Genomic DNA, 17,783 nt, shown 5'->3' on the forward strand with positions numbered 1-17,783 from the left:
ACAAATTTTACACTTCTACTTTTGCTTCTACATCTTCTTTAAAATCTGCTAAAATAGGGTTTACAATTTCCTTAATGTATTCTTCAGTCTGGCTTACAGCTCTTCCGGTAAATTTTATAGGGTCAACTAATTCTTTAATTTCTTCTTGGGAAAGTTTAAATCTTTGGTCATTTTGTATATAATCAAGCAACCTATTTTCTTCTCCATTTTTAACTTCTTCTGCCGCTTTTAAGGAGTATACTCTTATAGCTTCATGTAACTCTTGTCTGTCCCCACCTTTAAGTACTGCTTCCATTAAAATCTTTTCTGTAGCCATAAAAGGCAATTCCTTCATCACATTTTTTTCAATTACTTTTTTGTTTACTTTTAAACCAGACGCAATGTTTATATAAAGATTTAATATAGCATCTGTGGCAAGGAACATTTCGGGTATTACAATTCGCCTGTTAGCTGAATCATCTAAAGTTCTTTCAAACCATTGAGCAGAAGAAGTAATAGATGCATTTAAAAGTGTGACAATAACATACCTACTTAAAGCTGCCATTCTCTCGCTTCTCATAGGATTTCTTTTATAAGCCATTGCAGAGGAGCCTATTTGTTTTTCTTCAAAGGGCTCTTCAATTTCTCTTAAATGTTGCAAAAGCCTTAGGTCGTTGCTGAATTTGTGAGCACTTTGAGCAATACCGCTTAAAACAGACAAGAGCATAAAGTCATATTTTCTCGTATAAGTTTGTCCTGTCACAGGGAAGGACTTTTTATATCCCATTTTTTCTATTACTAATCTGTCTAGCTCTTTTACTTTTTCTTCATCACCACCAAAAAGTTCCATAAAACTTGCTTGTGTACCAGTGGTGCCTTTTACTCCTCTTAACATTATGTTTTCTCTTCTATATCTTAAATCTTGTAAATCGAGAATTAAATCTTGTATCCAAAGGCATGCTCTTTTACCAACTGTAGTAAGTTGAGCTGGTTGAAAGTGAGTATAACCTAAAGTGGGTAAATCCTTATAAGTTAGTGCAAATTCGGATAAAATTTTTATTACTTTGAGAAGTTTCTTTTCAATTAGTTCAAGAGCTCTATCCATAAGAATTATATCAGTATTGTCATCTACAAAAGCAGAGGTAGCTCCTAAATGGATTATAGGTTTTGCTTTGGGGCACAAAAGACCATAGGCATGTATGTGAGCCATAACATCATGTCGAAATTCTCTTTCGAATTTTTCCGCATCTTCATAGTTTATGTTGTCTATATTTTCTTCCATTTCTTTAATCTGCTCATCTGTAATATTGAGCCCTAATTCTTTTTCGCTTTTTGCCAAAGCTACCCATAATCTTCGCCAAGTTTTAAATTTTTCGTCGTCAGAGAAGATTTGGGCCATTTCTTTGCTAGCATATCTTGTTATTAACGGATTCTGATAAGTATCTCGCATATTTACCTCCTCATTATGCTTTATTTAAAAATTCTTCGATTCTATTTAAGCCTTTTTCAATATTTTCAATGGAAGTAGCATAAGAAATCCTAATGTAATTGTCCATTCCGAAGGGCAAAGCAGGAACAACTGCTACATTTGCTCCTTCAATTAAAGCATTTGCAAAATCTATGGAACCTCTAATAATTTTTCCTTTTATTTCTTTTCCAATGTATTCGTCTATATTTACCATTACATAGAAAGCCCCTTGAGGTTTATTTGATTTTAACCCCTTTATTTTATTTATCCTTTCAACCATATAAATTCTTCTTTTATTGAATTCTTCTGCCATTCTTTTAATAACAGTTTCATCTCCTGATAAAGCGGCTACACTGGCATATTGAGCAATTGAATTGGGATTTGAGGTGGTGTGACTTTGAATGTTTGACATAACCTTTGCAATTTCTAAAGAAGAAGCAGTATATCCAATTCTCCATCCTGTCATAGCATAAGCTTTAGACATACCGTTTACTAAAATTGTCAGTTCTTTAATTTTTTCATTTAAAGAGGCGATACTGATGTGACTGCCTTCATAAATTAATTTTTCGTATATTTCATCTGAAATGACAAAAATATTTGCTTCTTCAATAATTTTTGCAAGTTCTTCTAACTCTTCTTTAGTATACACTGAGCCAGTTGGATTGTTGGGGGTATTTAAAATTAAAGCTTTTGTCTTAGAGGTAATAGCATTTTTTAATTCTTCGGCTGTAATTTTAAAGTCATTTTCTGCTTTTGTTTTTACAAAGACAGGCTTTCCATAAGCCAGCCTTACCATCTCAGGATAGCTTAACCAATAAGGTACAGGAATTATAACTTCGTCGCCAGGATTTAAAATTGCACAAAGAGCGTTATATATAGAGTGTTTAGCACCGTTTGATATGACAATTTGTTCTGGTTGGTATTTAAGGCTGTTATCTTTTAAAAGCTTGTTGCATACTGCTTTTTTTAATTCAGAAATGCCCGAAGAAGGGGTGTATTTGGTGTAGCCTTTTTTTATAGCGTCAATTGCAGCTTCTTTTATGTAATCAGATGTATCAAAATCTGGCTCTCCTACTCCGAAGTCTATAACGTCTACGCCTTGAGCTTTTAGCTGTTTTGCCTTTGCTGTTATTTCTAATGTCATAGAAGGGGTAATTTGTAAGGCATTTTGGGATAAATCCAATTTTTACACCTCCAGAGGATTTCGTTATATGAATCACAATATTATTTTAACTTAATTATTTTGATATTTCTACAAAATTTTTAGCTTTACTTTTCAATATTTTTACATATTCATAGTCTAACTTTATGGTTCCTAAAAGGTCTCTGCCATCTACTTCTATACCGTGAAAATCTGAGCCTCCAGTTATGATTAACTTGTATTTTTTAGCTTTGTTTAAATACTTTTCTACATCTTCAGTAGTGTGTTTTGAATGGTAAACTTCTATTCCTATTAAACCTTTTGGGGCTAATTCCTCAATAATATTATCATCTTGAAGTAAACCGGGATGAGCTAAAACAGTGACACCTCCATTTTCTAAAATAAGGTTTATTGCTTCAAAAGGAGTGATTCTATATCTTTCTACATAAGCAGGAGCACCCACTCCTATGTATTTTTCAAAAGCTTCTTTTACACTTTCTACATAATTCTTTTTTACCATGGCTCTTGCTATATGAGGTCTTCCTATGAATTTTTCACTTGTGAATTCCAATACGTCTTCTATAGAAATATCAATCCCTAATTCATTTAATTTTTTTAAAATCGCTTTGGCTCTATCATTTCTCAACTTTTTCATTTCTTCCAACTTTTCAAAAAATTTTTTATCTTTGTAATTTATAAAATAACCTAAAATATGAACTTCTTGATTTTGATAATAGCAATTAAACTCAATTCCAGGAATAACTTCAATCTCATATTTAGCAGAAGCTTCCATGGCTTCTTCAAGCCCATCAACTGTATCGTGATCTGTCAGAGAAATACAGCTAAGTCCATGTTCTTTTGCCAATCGAACTACTTCAGATGGTGAATTAGTTCCATCGGAAGCTTTTGAATGCATGTGAAGGTCTGCAAACATTATATCCCAACCTTTCCTCTAAATTTTACCTTTACAATTTAAAATAACCTGCAAAATGCAGGTTATTTTTTATCGTGGCTCTACAATTAACTTTATTGCTGTCCTCTCTTCACCGTCTATTTCAATGTCTGTAAAAGCAGGAATGCAAATTAAGTCAATTCCGCTGGGAGCTACAAACCCTCTTGCAATTGCAACAGCTTTTACAGCTTGATTTATTGCACCTGCACCTATTGCTTGTACTTCTGCACCTCCACGCTCCCTTAACACCCCTGCCAACGCTCCTGCTACAGCATTTGGATTAGATTTTGCTGAAACTTTTAACACTTCCATTGTTTTTCCCCCTTAAAGACAAATGATTTTCTCCTTGTTAATATTCTACATTTGTTTTAAAAATCCTCCTTTTTATGCATAAATTTTATTAATGCGTTCTATGCTATAGCATTTTCCTGTTATTTCATCTACAGAAATTACAATGGCATTTATCTGGGCAGGACCTTTTTTTGCAACTTCAAAGCGTACAGGTACAGAAGATGTAAATTTTTTAATTATTAATTCTTTATCTATTCCCAATATAGAATCACTAGGACCTGTCATGCCAACATCAGTTATGTAAGCTGTCCCATTTTGTAATATTTTCTCATCTGCCGTTTGTACATGAGTATGAGTGCCAAAAACACAACTTACTTTTCCGTCTAAAAAATATCCCATTGCTATTTTTTCAGAAGTAGCTTCTGCATGAAAATCTACGAGGATTATATTCGTCTCTTTTTTTAACTTTTCTATTTCTTCTAAGGCGACAAAGAAAGGATTTCTATTGCAAGGCATAAAGGTAGTTCCCTGCAAATTTATAATACCAATTTTTGTATTTTTAAAATTAAGTGCTATAGATCCTCTGCCAGGTGTTTCCTCTAAATAATTGGCAGGTCTTACAATTCGCATTTCTTCATCAATAAATTTTAATATTTCTTTTTGATCCCACACGTGATTTCCCATTGTTAATGCAGAAATTCCCATTTCAAAAAGTTCATCAGCAACTTTGCGAGTCAGTCCATTTCCTCCGGCAGCATTTTCTCCATTCGCTATAACTATGTCAATATTGTATTCTGATATTAATTCTTGTAAGTGCTCTTTTAATATGTTTCTACCTGGTCTTCCAACTATATCGCCGATGATAAGTATCTTCATTCTTAACCTCCAAAAAATAATTTTCTTAAACTTATTATTACACAAACCTATGTATTAAAACAATAGCTAATAAAAATTTATGATGAAACTTTTAAAGCGTGCTCATCGCACGCTTTTTTTCAATCCTTTATTTTGCATAATCTACAGCTACTGTCTCTCTTATGACAGTCACTTTGATTTGACCTGGATATTCAACTTCTTCCTCAATTTTTTTGCTTATATTTCGCGCCAAAATGACAATATCATCATCATTGACAATTTCAGGTTTTACCATTATTCTGATTTCTCTTCCTGCTTGTATAGCATAAGACTTTTCTACACCTTCAAAAGAATTAGCAATTTGTTCTAACTTATCTAAACGCTTAATATAGGCTTCTAAAGCTTCCCGCCTTGCACCTGGCCTTGCAGCAGAGATAGCATCTGCCGCTTGTACTAATACTGCCTCAACAGTCTGAGGCTCTACATCATTATGATGAGCCATTATGGCATGAATGACAGCATCAGACTCATGATATCTTTTAGCTAGTTCTGCACCTATCATTACATGAGGGCCTTCCACCTCATGGTCTACGGCCTTACCTATATCGTGTAAAAGTCCTGCTCTTTTGGCAACTAGGGCATCTGCACCTAATTCATAAGCCATAAGTCCTGCCAAATGAGCTACTTCGATTGAATGCTTTAAGACATTTTGCCCGTAACTAGTTCTAAATTTAAGTCTTCCTAGTAACTTAATCAGCTCGGGATGCAAACCGTGAATTCCTACTTCAAAAGCCGCTTCTTCTCCTGCTTTGATTATCATGTTGTCTACTTCTTTTTTAGCCTTTTCTACCATTTCCTCTATTCTTGCGGGATGTATTCGCCCATCTTCAATTAATTTTTCCAGCGCAATCCGCGCAACTTCTCTTCGTATAGGGTCAAAGCCTGAAATAACAACAGCCTCAGGAGTATCATCTATTATAAGGTCAATTCCCGTCAATGTCTCTATTGTCCTTATATTTCTACCTTCCCTACCTATTATGCGACCTTTCATTTCATCATTAGGAAGGGTAACAACAGACACAGTTGTTTCTGCAGCATGGTCAGCCGCACAACGTTGAATGGCATTGCTAATTATTTCCCTTGCTTTCATTTCTGCTTCTTCTTTAGCTTTGTTTTCCATTTCTTTAATCATTACAGCCATTTCATGTTGTATATCTTTTTGAACACTTTCTAATAAAATGGCTTTTGCTTCTTCACGGCTTAGTCCCGAAATTCTTTCTAATTCTTCTATTTCTTTTTGATGGAGTAAAGAAATTTGTTCTTCCAATTGTTGAATTTCTTTTTGTTTTTCTTCTAGAAGATTTTCTTTTTGTTCTAAAGTTTCGGCTCTTTTATCCAGGGTTTCTTCTTTTTGAAGGAGTCTTTTTTCTAAACGCTGTAATTCACCTCTGCGATCCCTTATCTCTTTTTCTAAATCAGTTCGCATGCGGTGAATCTCTTCTTTAGCTTCTAATAAGAGCTCTCTTTTTTTATTTTCAGCGTCTCTTTTTGCACTTTCTAATATGGTCCGCGCTAAATTTTCTGCGCTTTTTATTTTGGATTCTGCAATAATCTTTCTTGCCAAATAACCAATTAGAAAGCCGACCGCTATTGCAATAAGTGCTGTGATTATCAATTGAACATGGCTAATACTCTTACACCTCCTTAGTAGATATTCATATTTTATTTTAGTCCCTTTTCAAAATTATGTCAAGTTATAAATCCTTTTCTTTCAAGGCATCACTAATGTTTTCAATTTGAAACCCGTTGTTGTAAAGATAGTTTTTTAACTTTTTAGTGTCTTCTTGGAATTTTGATTTTTTTTCAATTATTTTTTTTATTATTTCAACTTCTTTTTCTTCAGGATAAAAATTGTTTAAACTTTCTTGGATCAGTTCTTTACTAATTCCTTTTTTTATAAGTTCGTAATAAATTTTTCGCCTACTGTATAGTTGGTTTATTTTTTGTTCTATAAATAATTTAGCGTAAACTTTGTCATTGATATAGTTATAGCTTTTCAGCTTTTCAATAACACTTTTTATAATATTCTCTTCAAAACCTTTTATTTCAAGCTTTTGAGAAAGTTCTTTTTCTGTTAACATTTTTCTTGATAAAAGTTTAAATGCGTAGTCACTCGCTTGTCTTGTTGCAATATAGTTTACATAATAATTATACTGTTCATTATCTATTTCTTTTCCTTTTTCTATGCCTAAATAGCTCAAATCTTCTAAATTGCAACTAAAGGCATATTCTCCATCTATGTAAACATTATATTGCGTTTTTTTCTGCTTTTCGATAGTAGTTATTATCATGCTTATTTCTCCTTTGTAATAAAATAACCCCACAATAAGGGGTCATTCTACTATTGCATCAGGGGAGGATTTTATTTTATTATAAGCTAGATTGAAATTTTCTCTAATTTTTCTTTCAATTTCATCAGCGATTTCTTTGTTTTCTTTTAAAAATTGCTTTGCGTTTTCTCTTCCTTGCCCTAATCGTATATCTCCATAGGAATACCAAGCACCACTTTTTTCAATTATGTCTATACTTGTGCCAATATCCAAAATGCTTCCTTCTCTTGAAATACCTTCTCCATACATTATATCGAATTCTGCTTGTTTAAAAGGCGGAGCAATTTTATTTTTTACAACTTTGACACGGGTTCTATTTCCGATTATTTCATTTCCTTGTTTTATTGCATCCACTTTTCTCACATCTAGTCTTATTGTAGCATAAAATTTCAGAGCTCTTCCTCCAGGGGTTGTTTCAGGATTTCCAAACAGAACACCTACTTTTTCTCTAAGCTGGTTTATAAAGACCACAATAGTTTTAGACTTACTGGTGACCCCTGCTAATTTTCTCAAAGCTTGAGACATCAATCTTGCTTGAAGCCCTACATGGCTATCTCCCATTTCACCATCAATCTCCGCCTTAGGTACTAAAGCGGCAACAGAGTCTATCACAATTATATCAACAGCACCACTTCTAACAAGGGCTTCTGCAATTTCTAAGGCTTGTTCGCCAGTATCAGGCTGTGCTACTAATAAGTCCTCAATATTGACACCAAGATTTTTTGCATATACAGGATCAAGAGCATGTTCTGCATCTATAAAAGCACCTGTTCCTCCCATTTTTTGTGCTTCTGCTATCATGTGTAGCGCTAAGGTGGTTTTTCCTGAAGACTCAGGGCCAAAAATTTCTATTATTCTTCCTCGAGGGACTCCTCCGACACCTAAAGCAATGTCTAATTCAAGAGAACCTGTAGGTATTACTTCTACATTCAATTTTGCAGTATCTCCCAATCTCATGATAGAGCCCTTGCCAAACTGCCTCTCTATTTGACTTATAGCCATTTCTAAAGCCTTTTGTTTTTCTATCATTTATTATTTACCTCCCAAGAATACAGGGTATTGTATTAAATTAATTATATATTAATGGACATAACTAGTCAATTTTTATTCCCAGAAGATATCTTCTTACAATGTCTAAAGCATGTAGTACTGTCCTTGTTCTTATTTTACTTCTATCACCACTTAACATTAGTTTTTTTACATAGACTTCTTCATTGGTAGCAAAACCCACATACACTAATCCTACGGGCTTTTCAGGTGTTCCACCTGTAGGTCCTGCAATTCCAGTAGTAGACAAACCAAAATCAGCATTGGCCAATTTTCTTACATTTTCTGCCATTTCTTTTGCTGTCTCATAGCTTACTGCTCCATAAGACTCTAAAGTAGATTTTCTCACCCCTAAGATGTTTTCTTTAGCTTCATTACTGTAAGAAACAACACCTAAATTAAAGACTTTTGAAGCCCCTGATACATCTGTTATTTTTTTTGCCAATAAACCACCTGTACAAGATTCAGAGACAGCAAGAGTTAATTTGTTTTTCTGTAGTAATTTTACCACGACTTCTTCCATTTCTTCCTCATCTACAGCGTATATATAATCACCTATGATACCTCTAATCCTTGATTCCATATCCTCAATCATTTCTGAAATTTCTTTGTCATCATGTCCTTTTGCAGTTATTCTCAAAATTACATATCCATCACCTACTAAAGGAGCAACAGTAGGATTAGAATTAAACAAAAGGGGTCTTACCATTTCTTCTACTTTTGATTCACCTAAGCCAAATATTTTGATTACTCGAGATTTTATAGTTTCATTAGTTTTGCTTTTAAGATAATGATATACATATTCCTCAAACATTGGAATTAGCTCAGAAGGTGGACCAGGCAAAATTATGATGATTTTGTTATCTTTTTCTATTATACAACCAGGAGCTGTTCCATTTTTATTTGGCAAAATTTTTGCGCCTTCTGGGAAAAAGGCTTGTTTGAAGTTATTCATGGTAGGTGTTTGTCCTATTTTTTCAAAAAATCTTATTATCTCTTCTTTTGCTTCTAGATTTTCTACAAGAGGAAGACCTAAAAAAGAAGCCACTGTCTCTTTTGTAATGTCATCAACAGTAGGGCCTAATCCACCTGTTGTTATTATAAGGTCAGAGCGGTTAAAAGCGATGTTTAAACATTCTTTTAATCTTTCTTCATTATCTCCAACGTTAGTATGGAAATATATATCTATGCCCAAAAGAGCCAATTTTTCAGATAAATATTTAGCGTTAGTATTTAAAATTTGTCCTAATAAAAGCTCTGTGCCAACAGAAATAATTTCTCCTCTCAATTAAAACACCTCTTTAATCTTTGAATAAATTTTTAGATTTTATAATATAATCTACACCCGAATAAATTGTTAAAATTAAAGCCATATACACCATTATAGTGTCAAAAGGAAAATTTATAAGGCTAAAAGGGTAATTATTAAGCATCAGTGCAATTACTGCTATCATTTGAAAAGTAGTTTTGTATTTCCCGTAATTACTGGCAGCAATGACGATTCCCTTATCAGCAGCAACTGTCCTAATACCTGTTATTAAAAATTCCCTTGCTAATATAACTACTACAATCCAACTTTGAATGCGTCCCATTTGTACTAAGGCTATTAAAGCAGAAGAAACCATTATTTTGTCTACCAGCGGGTCCATAAATTTTCCAAAATTAGTTATTTGATTAAACTTTCTTGCTACATATCCATCAAATTTGTCGGTCAATGCTGCAAGTGCAAATATTCCTGCAGCTATAAAATCGTTGTAGGGACCTCTGACAAGCATAAAAAACATAAAAATAGGTATTAAAAAAAGTCTTAATATTGTAAGTTTGTTTGCTAAATTCATTAATATTCCCCCACCAAATCGTACTCATAAGCATCTGTTATAGTTGCTACCACAAAATCTCCAGCTTTGAGTTTTTTGTCGCTTTTTACATAAACAACACCATCAATCTCAGGGGCATCCATATAACTTCTGCCATAATATATTCCATCTTCAAAACCTTCAATTAGTACTTCTAACTGCTTTCCCACTTTTGAAAGATTATGCTGATAAGAAATTTCTTTTTGTATCTCCATCAACTCTTGTTGTCTTTTAATTTTGACACTCTTTTTAATTTGGGGCTTCATATAATACGATTTAGTTCCCTCTTCTCGAGAATATGTGAAAACTCCTACTCTCTCAAATCTTTTTTCTTTTACAAATTGTTTTAAATCCTCAAATTCTTCTTCTGTCTCTCCAGGGAAGCCTACCATAAAAGTAGTGCGTATTACCATGTATGGAATGCTACGCAATCTACTTATAACCTCTTCTATTTTTTGTTTATTAGTATTTCTATTCATTCTTTTTAGGACTTCATCATGAGAATGTTGTAGCGGAATATCAATATATTTTACTATTTTTTCATTGTTTTTTATCTCTTCAACAAGTTCTTCTGTTACACTATCAGGATATGCATAAAGTAACCTAATCCACTTTAAACCATCAATCTTAGAAATTTCTTTTAAAAGTTGGGGCAGCATAAATTTTTTATAAACGTCTACTCCATATTTTGTAGTGTCTTGAGCAATGAGTATAAGTTCTTTTACACCTTTTTTGACGAGTTCCTCGGCTTCTCTGAGTATATCCTCCATTTTGCGACTTCTGTATCTTCCTCTAAGCCTTGGAATTATGCAAAAAGAACAAGCATTGCTGCAACCTTCTGCAATTTTTAAATAGGCGTAATAATTTGGCGTAGTTAAAATGCGCTGTATTCCTTCATCATTTAGTAAATTAGCGTGTCCATATTCTAAAACAGTTTTTCCTTTTTCTATTTTTTCTATTACTTCTGCAATTTTGTGGAAATCTCCAGTGCCAATTACTGCATCTAATTCAGGAAGTTCCTTTAATAATTCTTTATTATATCTTTCAGACAAACAGCCAGTTGCAATAAGGTATTTTAGCCTGTGTTTTTTGAGTTTTCCCATCTCAATGATACATTCTATCGACTCTCTTTTTGCATCTTCTATAAAGCCACAAGTATTTATAATGAGTATGTCAGCTTTATTTTCATCATTTACTATGTTATAACCTTTTTCTTTTAAAATTGCTAACATTTTTTCTGAATCAATTGTGTTTTTGTGACATCCAAGAGATATAATTCCTACATTTTTCATCTGCATTTCCTTTCTATTTTAAGATTCTTCTAATATTTTTTTTATTTCTTCTTTTGATACAAGAATTTGCCTTGGCTTAGAACCATCATAACCGCTTATAATACCTTTTTGCTCTAATTGATCTATAATTCGGGCAGCTCTCGCGTACCCAATTCTTAATCTTCTTTGTAACATTGAAATAGAAGCTTGCCCTGTTTCTAAAATTACAGAAATAGCATCTTCTAATAACTCATCCTCTTGTTGTTCAAAAATTTTTCCATTTGTCTTTCCCTCAATTTCTATTTCTTCGTACTGAGGCTTAGAATGATTTTTTAAGAAATTTACTACAGCTTCTACTTCTTCTTCAGAGATAAAAGCTCCTTGAATTCGCATAGGTTTTGCTGCTCCTATAGGGTTAAAAAGCATATCGCCTTTTCCTAAAAGTTTTTCTGCACCTGCCATATCCAAAATTGTTCTTGAGTCAATTTGAGAAGATACAGCAAAAGAAATCCTTGAAGGAATATTAGCTTTAATAACTCCCGTTATTACATCAACAGAGGGTCTTTGGGTAGCAATGACCAAATGAATGCCAGCTGCTCTTGCCATTTGAGCTAACCTAAATATATATTCTTCTACTTCTGCAGGAGAGACCATCATTAAGTCAGAAAGCTCATCAATTATGATTACAATTTTATATAAGCTGTTTTCTTTGTATTTTTCGTTATAGCTGTCTATATCTCTAACTCCATATTGGGCAAATAAATTATAACGCTTAGTCATTTCTTGTACTGCCCAATTTAAGACACCGGCTGCCTTTTTAGGGTCTGTGACAACCGGAGTTAAGAGATGAGGAATGCCGTTATAAATATTAAGTTCTACTACTTTTGGATCTATCAATATCATTTTCACCTGTTGTGGAGAGGCTTTGTATAACAAACTCACTATAAGAGAATTTATGCAAACACTTTTACCAGAACCTGTTGCACCTGCAATGAGCAAATGAGGCATTTTAGACAAATCTACTATGACAATATTACCTGCGATATCCTTTCCTAAACCAATTGCTAAGTCTGATTTAAAATTTCTAAACTTTTTGCTATCTATTACTTCTCTCAAATATACTGGAGCTATTTTATCATTTGGGACTTCTATTCCAATAGCAGATTTACCAGGAATCGGCGCTTCTATTCTCACAGAAGGCGCAGCTAGACTTAAAGCAATGTCATCTGTTAAACTCACAATTCTGCTAACTTTGACTCCTGCACTAGGTTGCAATTCAAAACGAGTAATTGCAGGCCCCTTTGTCACTTGGATAACTTTTGCATCAACTCCGAAGTTTTTAAGGGTGTCTTCTATTTTTTTTACTTTCTCCATTAACACTTCATTTTTTATTTTTGGTGGGGGAATTGCCTCTTTTAAAAGGGTTATAGGAGGAGGAAGATACTCGCTTTCTATAACCTCTTCTTTATCTTTTGTACCTTTTTCATAGATTTTTCTTTCTTCTTCTACTTGTTCAATTATATCGATTGTTCTATTTTTATCTGTTATATTTTCTTCAATTAAAGGTGTGAAATCCTCCTGAGAAGTAGAGGTAGAAATTACTTCCTTCTCATGGTCTGTTTTTTTTGACTTTTTTTTACGTTGTTTAAACTTCTGATAGGAAGATTCCATCAGGTTTACGATAGATACATTTGTAATAAGCACTATAAAAATTGCCAAAGAAGAAAACAATAATATATAGCTTCCTGTGATACCCAAAAGTTTTACTAGAAAATATACCAGTAAGGCAGCAACAACTCCTCCACCCATATTGTTTATACCATTAGTGTAAGCAGCTAAAATATAATTTTTTAATCCTTCATTAGAAGGGAAATAATACAAATGATCTAAACTTATGAGGGTTAGAAAAAGTCCAAAAAGTGCTGCAGCTTTATGTAATTTTATAAAATCTCGATTATTAAAAAGAAACATCAACGCAAATACTAAAAGTAAAGCAGATACAACATAAGAACCTATCCCAAAAGAACCCTTTAAAAAAATTCCTATGTTTTTACCTATAGCACCAGTTGTATCTGTATAAAGGCTTAAAAAAGAAATAAGTGTAAAAGCCAAAAATATAATTCCAATGATTTCGTTTTTGAGAGACTTTTGTTTTTTATCAATCATATATACCACCTGTTTATAATTTCTTCTATAAAAATTTTAGTATTAATTATGTAAAATAGCAACAAAAAAATAGATGTGCTAATTTTTTAAACACATCTATTATAACACAAAAATTTTTCTAATAAATACTTATCATGCTTCCTGGAGAATATTTTGCGTCTAGGTAATCAAAAGGATTAGTAGAATACATTCTTTGAATTATATAATTTCCATTTGAGAGTTTTTCTACTACTAACTGTTTATTCCCCATCTTTAGTTCTATGTAATTGGTGGGTATATCTTCTCTTTTTTCAAAAATTAATTCATAGGGAATTATTGTATATAACATTATTCTTCACCTTTCTTTTTTTCTCTTTCTTCTATCATATTGTGTAACCTCTTTAAAGCTTCTTTGATACCCCCTATTTCGTCAATCAAACCGTAATCTACTGCTTCTTTTCCAACTAAGATTGTTCCTATGTCGTTGGCTAATTCTCCAGTTTTAAGCATAAGTTTCATAAAAGTATCTCTTTTTATTTTTGAATTTCGCACAATAAACTCTACTATTCTATCTTGCATTTTGTTGAAATAATCAAAAGTTTGGGGAACTCCTACTATTAATCCTGTCATTCTGATAGGATGTATTGTCATGGTAGCACTTGGCACTATGTAAGAATAATTTGCTGAAACTGCTAAAGGCACCCCGATACTGTGACCTCCACCTAATACTATAGATACAGTAGGCTTAGAAAGGCTTGCTATCATTTCCGCGATAGCAAGACCTGCTTCCACATCTCCTCCTACAGTATTTAATAAAATTAAAACTCCTTTTATATTAGGGTTTTCTTCTATTGCTACCAATTGTGGTATTATGTGTTCATACTTTGTGGTTTTGTTTTGTGGAGGCAGAATCATGTGGCCTTCAATTTGTCCTATTATAGTAAGACAATGAATATTGCTTTCAAAATTAGGTACGTTTGTCTGGCCTAAATTTTTTAAATTTTCTTGAACAGGTGGTAAAGTCTGAGGTTGTTCTGTTTCTTCATTTTTTAAAAAATTGCTCATCTTTATCACACTCCTAATAATTAGTATAAGAAAAAAGCGCAATAGTATGCGCTTCTAAGTTTTAAAGATTAAATTCCTCATGTAGAACTCTAACTGCTTCTTCAGCTTTATCTTGACTTACAAGGCAAGAAATAGTATTATGAGAGTCAGCTGTTTGATAAATTTCTATATCATGCCTTGATAATGCCTTTATTACTCTTGCCATTATTCCTGGAACGCCTCTTATTCTATTACCAATTATAGAGACTTTTGAACAATTAGTTCTGTAGGAATATTTTATGTTGTTTTCTTCAAGAAGTTTTTGTAACTTTTTAAAATCCACCTCTGATATTGTAAAAACCTGTTTTTCAGGAAAAATATTAATAAGGTCAATGCTTATTTTTTCTTCTGCAATTTTTTCAAATATACTTTCTGTGTTTTCACTGTTTTCCAGCACGATTTGAACTCTATGGTCCATATTAGCAATTCCAGTGACTAATTTGTCTATATCGTAAATATTATCGTAAGCTTCATTATATTGAGTTATAATAGTGCCTGGACTGTCTGACATGGTATTTTTTATAACAAGGGGTATATTACCTATCATTGCTATTTCTACCGCTCTAGGATGTACTACCTTTGCTCCTTGTTCTGCAAATTGGAATACTTCATTATAACTTATTTTGTTCAAAATATGAGCTTTTGAAACAATGCGAGGATCTGCTGTCATTATTCCATCTACATCTGTATATATTTCTACTGCAGAAGCTTTTAGAGCTACACCTAAAAGAGCAGCAGTTGTATCACTGCCTCCTCGCCCTAACGTAGTTAAATCTCCTTCTTCTGTCATGCCTTGAAAACCTGCTACTACAGGAATAATTCCTTCTTTTAAACTTTCTAAAAGTCTTGTTGGTTCTACTTTTATAATTTCTGCATTGCCAAAATTATCATCTGTTATAATGCCTGCTTGTCCTCCGGTAAATGCTTTTGCTTTATAACCTTTTTTTGATAGAGTTGCAGCAAAAGTCACACTGGAGATTATTTCACCACAATTCATCAATAAATCTAATTCCCGTTTTGAAATATTGTTATCTATTGATTTGACCATGTTTATTAGAGTGTCTGTGGCGTAAGGATCTCCATTTCTTCCCATTGCAGAAACTACTACTACCACGCTAAAACCGTTTTTAACTGCCTCAATTACTTTTGAGGCAGCCTTTTCTCTTCTCTCAGGTGTTGATACAGAAGTTCCACCAAATTTTTGTACCAATATTTTCACGTTCTCATCCTTTCCTTTTGAAGGTATCTAAGTTGAGACATTTTATATTATTATACTTCATTAAAGTGATAAAGAAAAGTAATATTTTTAATAAAACCGTCTTTTCTTTTCTTCAAATTCCACAATAAGCATATCGTCACCAATTTTTCTTATAGAGTCCCAACTTATTTCAATATAGTTTGTCTTTCCTCTAAATAAACCTTTTGATTCATATACTATTATTGAATGAATCCTTCCTGTTTCTTCATCAATAACTAAATCTGAATCTTCTACTAATCCCCATCTTCTTCCATCCGTTAAATTTACAATTTCTTTATTTCCAAATTCGCTTAACCGCATAGAACCCCTCCTTATATACCGGTATGGCCAAATCCTCCCTCATCTCTTTTTGTTTCTGAAAGGATTTCTGCCTCTACTATTGTTGGTCTTACTATCTGATTGATTACCATTTGAGCAATTCTTTGTCCCCTTGCGATTTTGACTGCTTCTTTTCCTAAATTGATGACTATTAATTTTATTTCTCCTCTGTAATCAGAATCAATTGTGCCAGGAGTATTTAAAAGGGTTATTCCATAGTTTAAAGCTAGGCCACTTCTTGGCCTTATTTGGGCCTCAAAATTTGGAGGAAGTTCAATTTGTATACCTGTTGGAATTAGTTTTATTTCGCCAGGCTGTAATATGACTTCCTCTTTAACATTAGCATATAAATCCATCCCAGCGGCTCCTTCACTCATATAAGCAGGCAAAGGTAAGTCTTTAGCATCATCAGTTTTTTTAATCTTAAGTATTATTGACATTTTCTAACCACCCTTTATCTCTTTTGTTTAATTTTCCAACCACGGCTATGCTCATGTCAGCAGGATTTATAATTTTTTTAGCTAAATCATTTATTTCGTCGTAAGTCAAGTTATCTATTGTCTGAAGTATTTCCTCTACAGTATACACTTTGTTAAATAAAAGCATGGATTTTCCTATTGTGCTCATTCTACTGCTTATACTGTCTAAATCCATTAATACGTTTATGCGAAGTTGTTCTTTAAATTTATCAATCTCTTCTTTTGCTAAGCCTTTTGAATGCACTTCTTCCATTTCTTTTAAAATTAAGTTATATACCTTTCTAAAATTATTAGCGTTCATACTAGCAAAAATAGAAAAAACCCCAGCATGGTGATAGGTAGAAGGATAAGAATAAATCGAGTAAACCAATCCCTTATCTTCTCTTATTTTTTGAAATAGTCTTGAACTCATTCCTCCACCAAAAGCATTATTAATGATAGCTAAAGCATATACTTTCCTTAAGTCGTAAGTTATCCCAGGCAAACCAATACATAAATTTACCTGTTCAAAATCTTTTTCATAAAAAGCTTTGTTTTTATGCCAAATTGGAGAAGTTAATTGAGAAATAACATTAGTTTTTTGAATTTTTGATAAATATTTTTGCAGTATTTCATAGATATCATCGCCAAAATTTCCAGCTATCGAGATGACTATGTTATCTTTGTTATAATGGGAATTATAATAATCTACAATCTGTCCTTTGTTTAGCTTCTTAACAGTAGAAAAAGTACCAAGTACAGGAAAAGACAAGGGATGTCCGTTCCATATTGTTTTTGCTAAAAGGTTGTAAGCTACGTCTTCAGGAGAATCTAATTCTGTCAATATTTCTTCAAAGATGACTTGCTTTTCCTTCTCTATGTCTTCTTCTTTAAAAGCAGGGTTAAATACCATATCAAAAAGTATATCAAGACCTTGTTTTACGTGAGTATTTAAGACTTTTATATAAAAACAGGTACTTTCTTTTTCAGTAAAGCCGTTTAACTGCCCACCAATACTATCCGTTTCTTCCGCAATTTGCTTTGCGCTTCTTAACTTAGAACCTTTAAAAACCATGTGTTCTATAAAATGAGATATTCCATTTATAGTTTTATGTTCGTACATAGAGCCTGCTTTAATCCATATCCCTATGTATACAGAATATGCGTGAGGAATTTTACAAGTTACAACTTTTACTCCTTCAATAATCTTTTGTTCGTACATTTTATCCTCCTTTGCAAATTTAATTATT

Annotated in this window: 18 protein-coding genes; all 18 read right to left on the minus strand. The window is 32.8% G+C overall.

Translation table 11 applies throughout. The annotated features are described in order from the left end of the window. Window positions 1–7: 7 nt before the first annotated feature. Window positions 8–1,429, minus strand: a complete 1,422-nt coding sequence (gene purB / locus TETH514_RS08160; RefSeq protein WP_003866780.1) for an adenylosuccinate lyase — start codon at window positions 1,427–1,429, stop codon at window positions 8–10. A 13-nt stretch (window positions 1,430–1,442) separates the two neighbouring features. Further along, window positions 1,443–2,630 (minus strand): pyridoxal phosphate-dependent aminotransferase, encoded by a 1,188-nt coding sequence (locus TETH514_RS08165; RefSeq protein ID WP_009052380.1) that lies wholly within the window; start codon window positions 2,628–2,630, stop codon window positions 1,443–1,445. A 55-nt stretch (window positions 2,631–2,685) separates the two neighbouring features. Further along, window positions 2,686–3,522 carry a PHP domain-containing protein gene (locus TETH514_RS08170; protein WP_009052381.1) on the minus strand — a complete coding sequence of 279 codons (837 nt, stop codon included), beginning with the start codon at window positions 3,520–3,522 and terminating at the stop codon, window positions 2,686–2,688. A 69-nt stretch (window positions 3,523–3,591) separates the two neighbouring features. Further along, the gene (locus TETH514_RS08175; protein ID WP_003866776.1) at window positions 3,592–3,852 is read right to left on the minus strand and encodes a stage V sporulation protein S; all 261 of its coding nucleotides are present in this window, start codon (window positions 3,850–3,852) and stop codon (window positions 3,592–3,594) included. A gap of 72 nt (window positions 3,853–3,924) precedes the next feature. Further along, entirely contained in the window at window positions 3,925–4,707 is a 783-nt protein-coding gene (locus TETH514_RS08180; protein WP_009052382.1) for a TIGR00282 family metallophosphoesterase, read from the minus strand. Window positions 4,708–4,834: 127 nt separating this feature from the next. Beyond that, the gene (rny, locus tag TETH514_RS08185) at window positions 4,835–6,361 is read right to left on the minus strand and encodes a ribonuclease Y (RefSeq protein WP_009052383.1); all 1,527 of its coding nucleotides are present in this window, start codon (window positions 6,359–6,361) and stop codon (window positions 4,835–4,837) included. Between the two features lie 79 nt (window positions 6,362–6,440). Then, complete coding sequence (locus TETH514_RS08190) at window positions 6,441–7,037, minus strand: regulatory protein RecX (RefSeq protein WP_009052384.1); 597 nt, start codon at window positions 7,035–7,037, stop codon at window positions 6,441–6,443. 42 nt (window positions 7,038–7,079) lie between these two features. Next, entirely contained in the window at window positions 7,080–8,105 is a 1,026-nt protein-coding gene (gene recA, locus TETH514_RS08195; protein ID WP_003866772.1) for a recombinase RecA, read from the minus strand. A 64-nt stretch (window positions 8,106–8,169) separates the two neighbouring features. Continuing rightward, entirely contained in the window at window positions 8,170–9,411 is a 1,242-nt protein-coding gene (locus TETH514_RS08200; protein ID WP_009052385.1) for a competence/damage-inducible protein A, read from the minus strand. 13 nt (window positions 9,412–9,424) lie between these two features. Beyond that, window positions 9,425–9,961 (minus strand): CDP-diacylglycerol--glycerol-3-phosphate 3-phosphatidyltransferase, encoded by a 537-nt coding sequence (gene pgsA, locus TETH514_RS08205; RefSeq protein ID WP_009052386.1) that lies wholly within the window; start codon window positions 9,959–9,961, stop codon window positions 9,425–9,427. Further along, window positions 9,961–11,271: a 30S ribosomal protein S12 methylthiotransferase RimO gene (gene rimO, locus TETH514_RS08210; RefSeq protein WP_003866769.1), complete on the minus strand. Its 1,311-nt coding sequence runs from the start codon at window positions 11,269–11,271 to the stop codon at window positions 9,961–9,963. The genes pgsA and rimO overlap by 1 nt, the downstream gene beginning before the upstream one ends. An 18-nt stretch (window positions 11,272–11,289) precedes the next feature. Continuing rightward, window positions 11,290–13,416 (minus strand): DNA translocase FtsK, encoded by a 2,127-nt coding sequence (locus TETH514_RS08215; RefSeq protein ID WP_009052387.1) that lies wholly within the window; start codon window positions 13,414–13,416, stop codon window positions 11,290–11,292. A 118-nt stretch (window positions 13,417–13,534) separates the two neighbouring features. Then, a complete protein-coding gene (locus tag TETH514_RS08220) occupies window positions 13,535–13,744 on the minus strand; it encodes a YlzJ-like family protein (RefSeq protein ID WP_009052388.1) in 210 nt (69 codons plus the stop codon). Beyond that, window positions 13,744–14,460: a ClpP family protease gene (locus TETH514_RS08225; protein WP_003866765.1), complete on the minus strand. Its 717-nt coding sequence runs from the start codon at window positions 14,458–14,460 to the stop codon at window positions 13,744–13,746. Before TETH514_RS08225 ends, TETH514_RS08220 begins: the two co-directional genes overlap by 1 nt. A 61-nt stretch (window positions 14,461–14,521) precedes the next feature. Further along, window positions 14,522–15,718 (minus strand): aspartate kinase, encoded by a 1,197-nt coding sequence (gene dapG / locus TETH514_RS08230; RefSeq protein WP_003866764.1) that lies wholly within the window; start codon window positions 15,716–15,718, stop codon window positions 14,522–14,524. Window positions 15,719–15,805: 87 nt separating this feature from the next. Next, window positions 15,806–16,057, minus strand: a complete 252-nt coding sequence (locus tag TETH514_RS08235; protein ID WP_003869125.1) for a YlmC/YmxH family sporulation protein — start codon at window positions 16,055–16,057, stop codon at window positions 15,806–15,808. A gap of 11 nt (window positions 16,058–16,068) precedes the next feature. Further along, a complete protein-coding gene (gene dut, locus TETH514_RS08240; protein WP_003869126.1) occupies window positions 16,069–16,515 on the minus strand; it encodes a dUTP diphosphatase in 447 nt (148 codons plus the stop codon). Beyond that, window positions 16,499–17,755 (minus strand): pitrilysin family protein, encoded by a 1,257-nt coding sequence (locus tag TETH514_RS08245; protein WP_009052389.1) that lies wholly within the window; start codon window positions 17,753–17,755, stop codon window positions 16,499–16,501. Before TETH514_RS08245 ends, dut begins: the two co-directional genes overlap by 17 nt. Window positions 17,756–17,783 lie beyond the last annotated feature (28 nt).

It is taken from the genome of Thermoanaerobacter sp. X514, from assembly GCF_000019065.1.
Classification (GTDB): Bacteria; Bacillota; Thermoanaerobacteria; order Thermoanaerobacterales; family Thermoanaerobacteraceae; genus Thermoanaerobacter; species Thermoanaerobacter pseudethanolicus.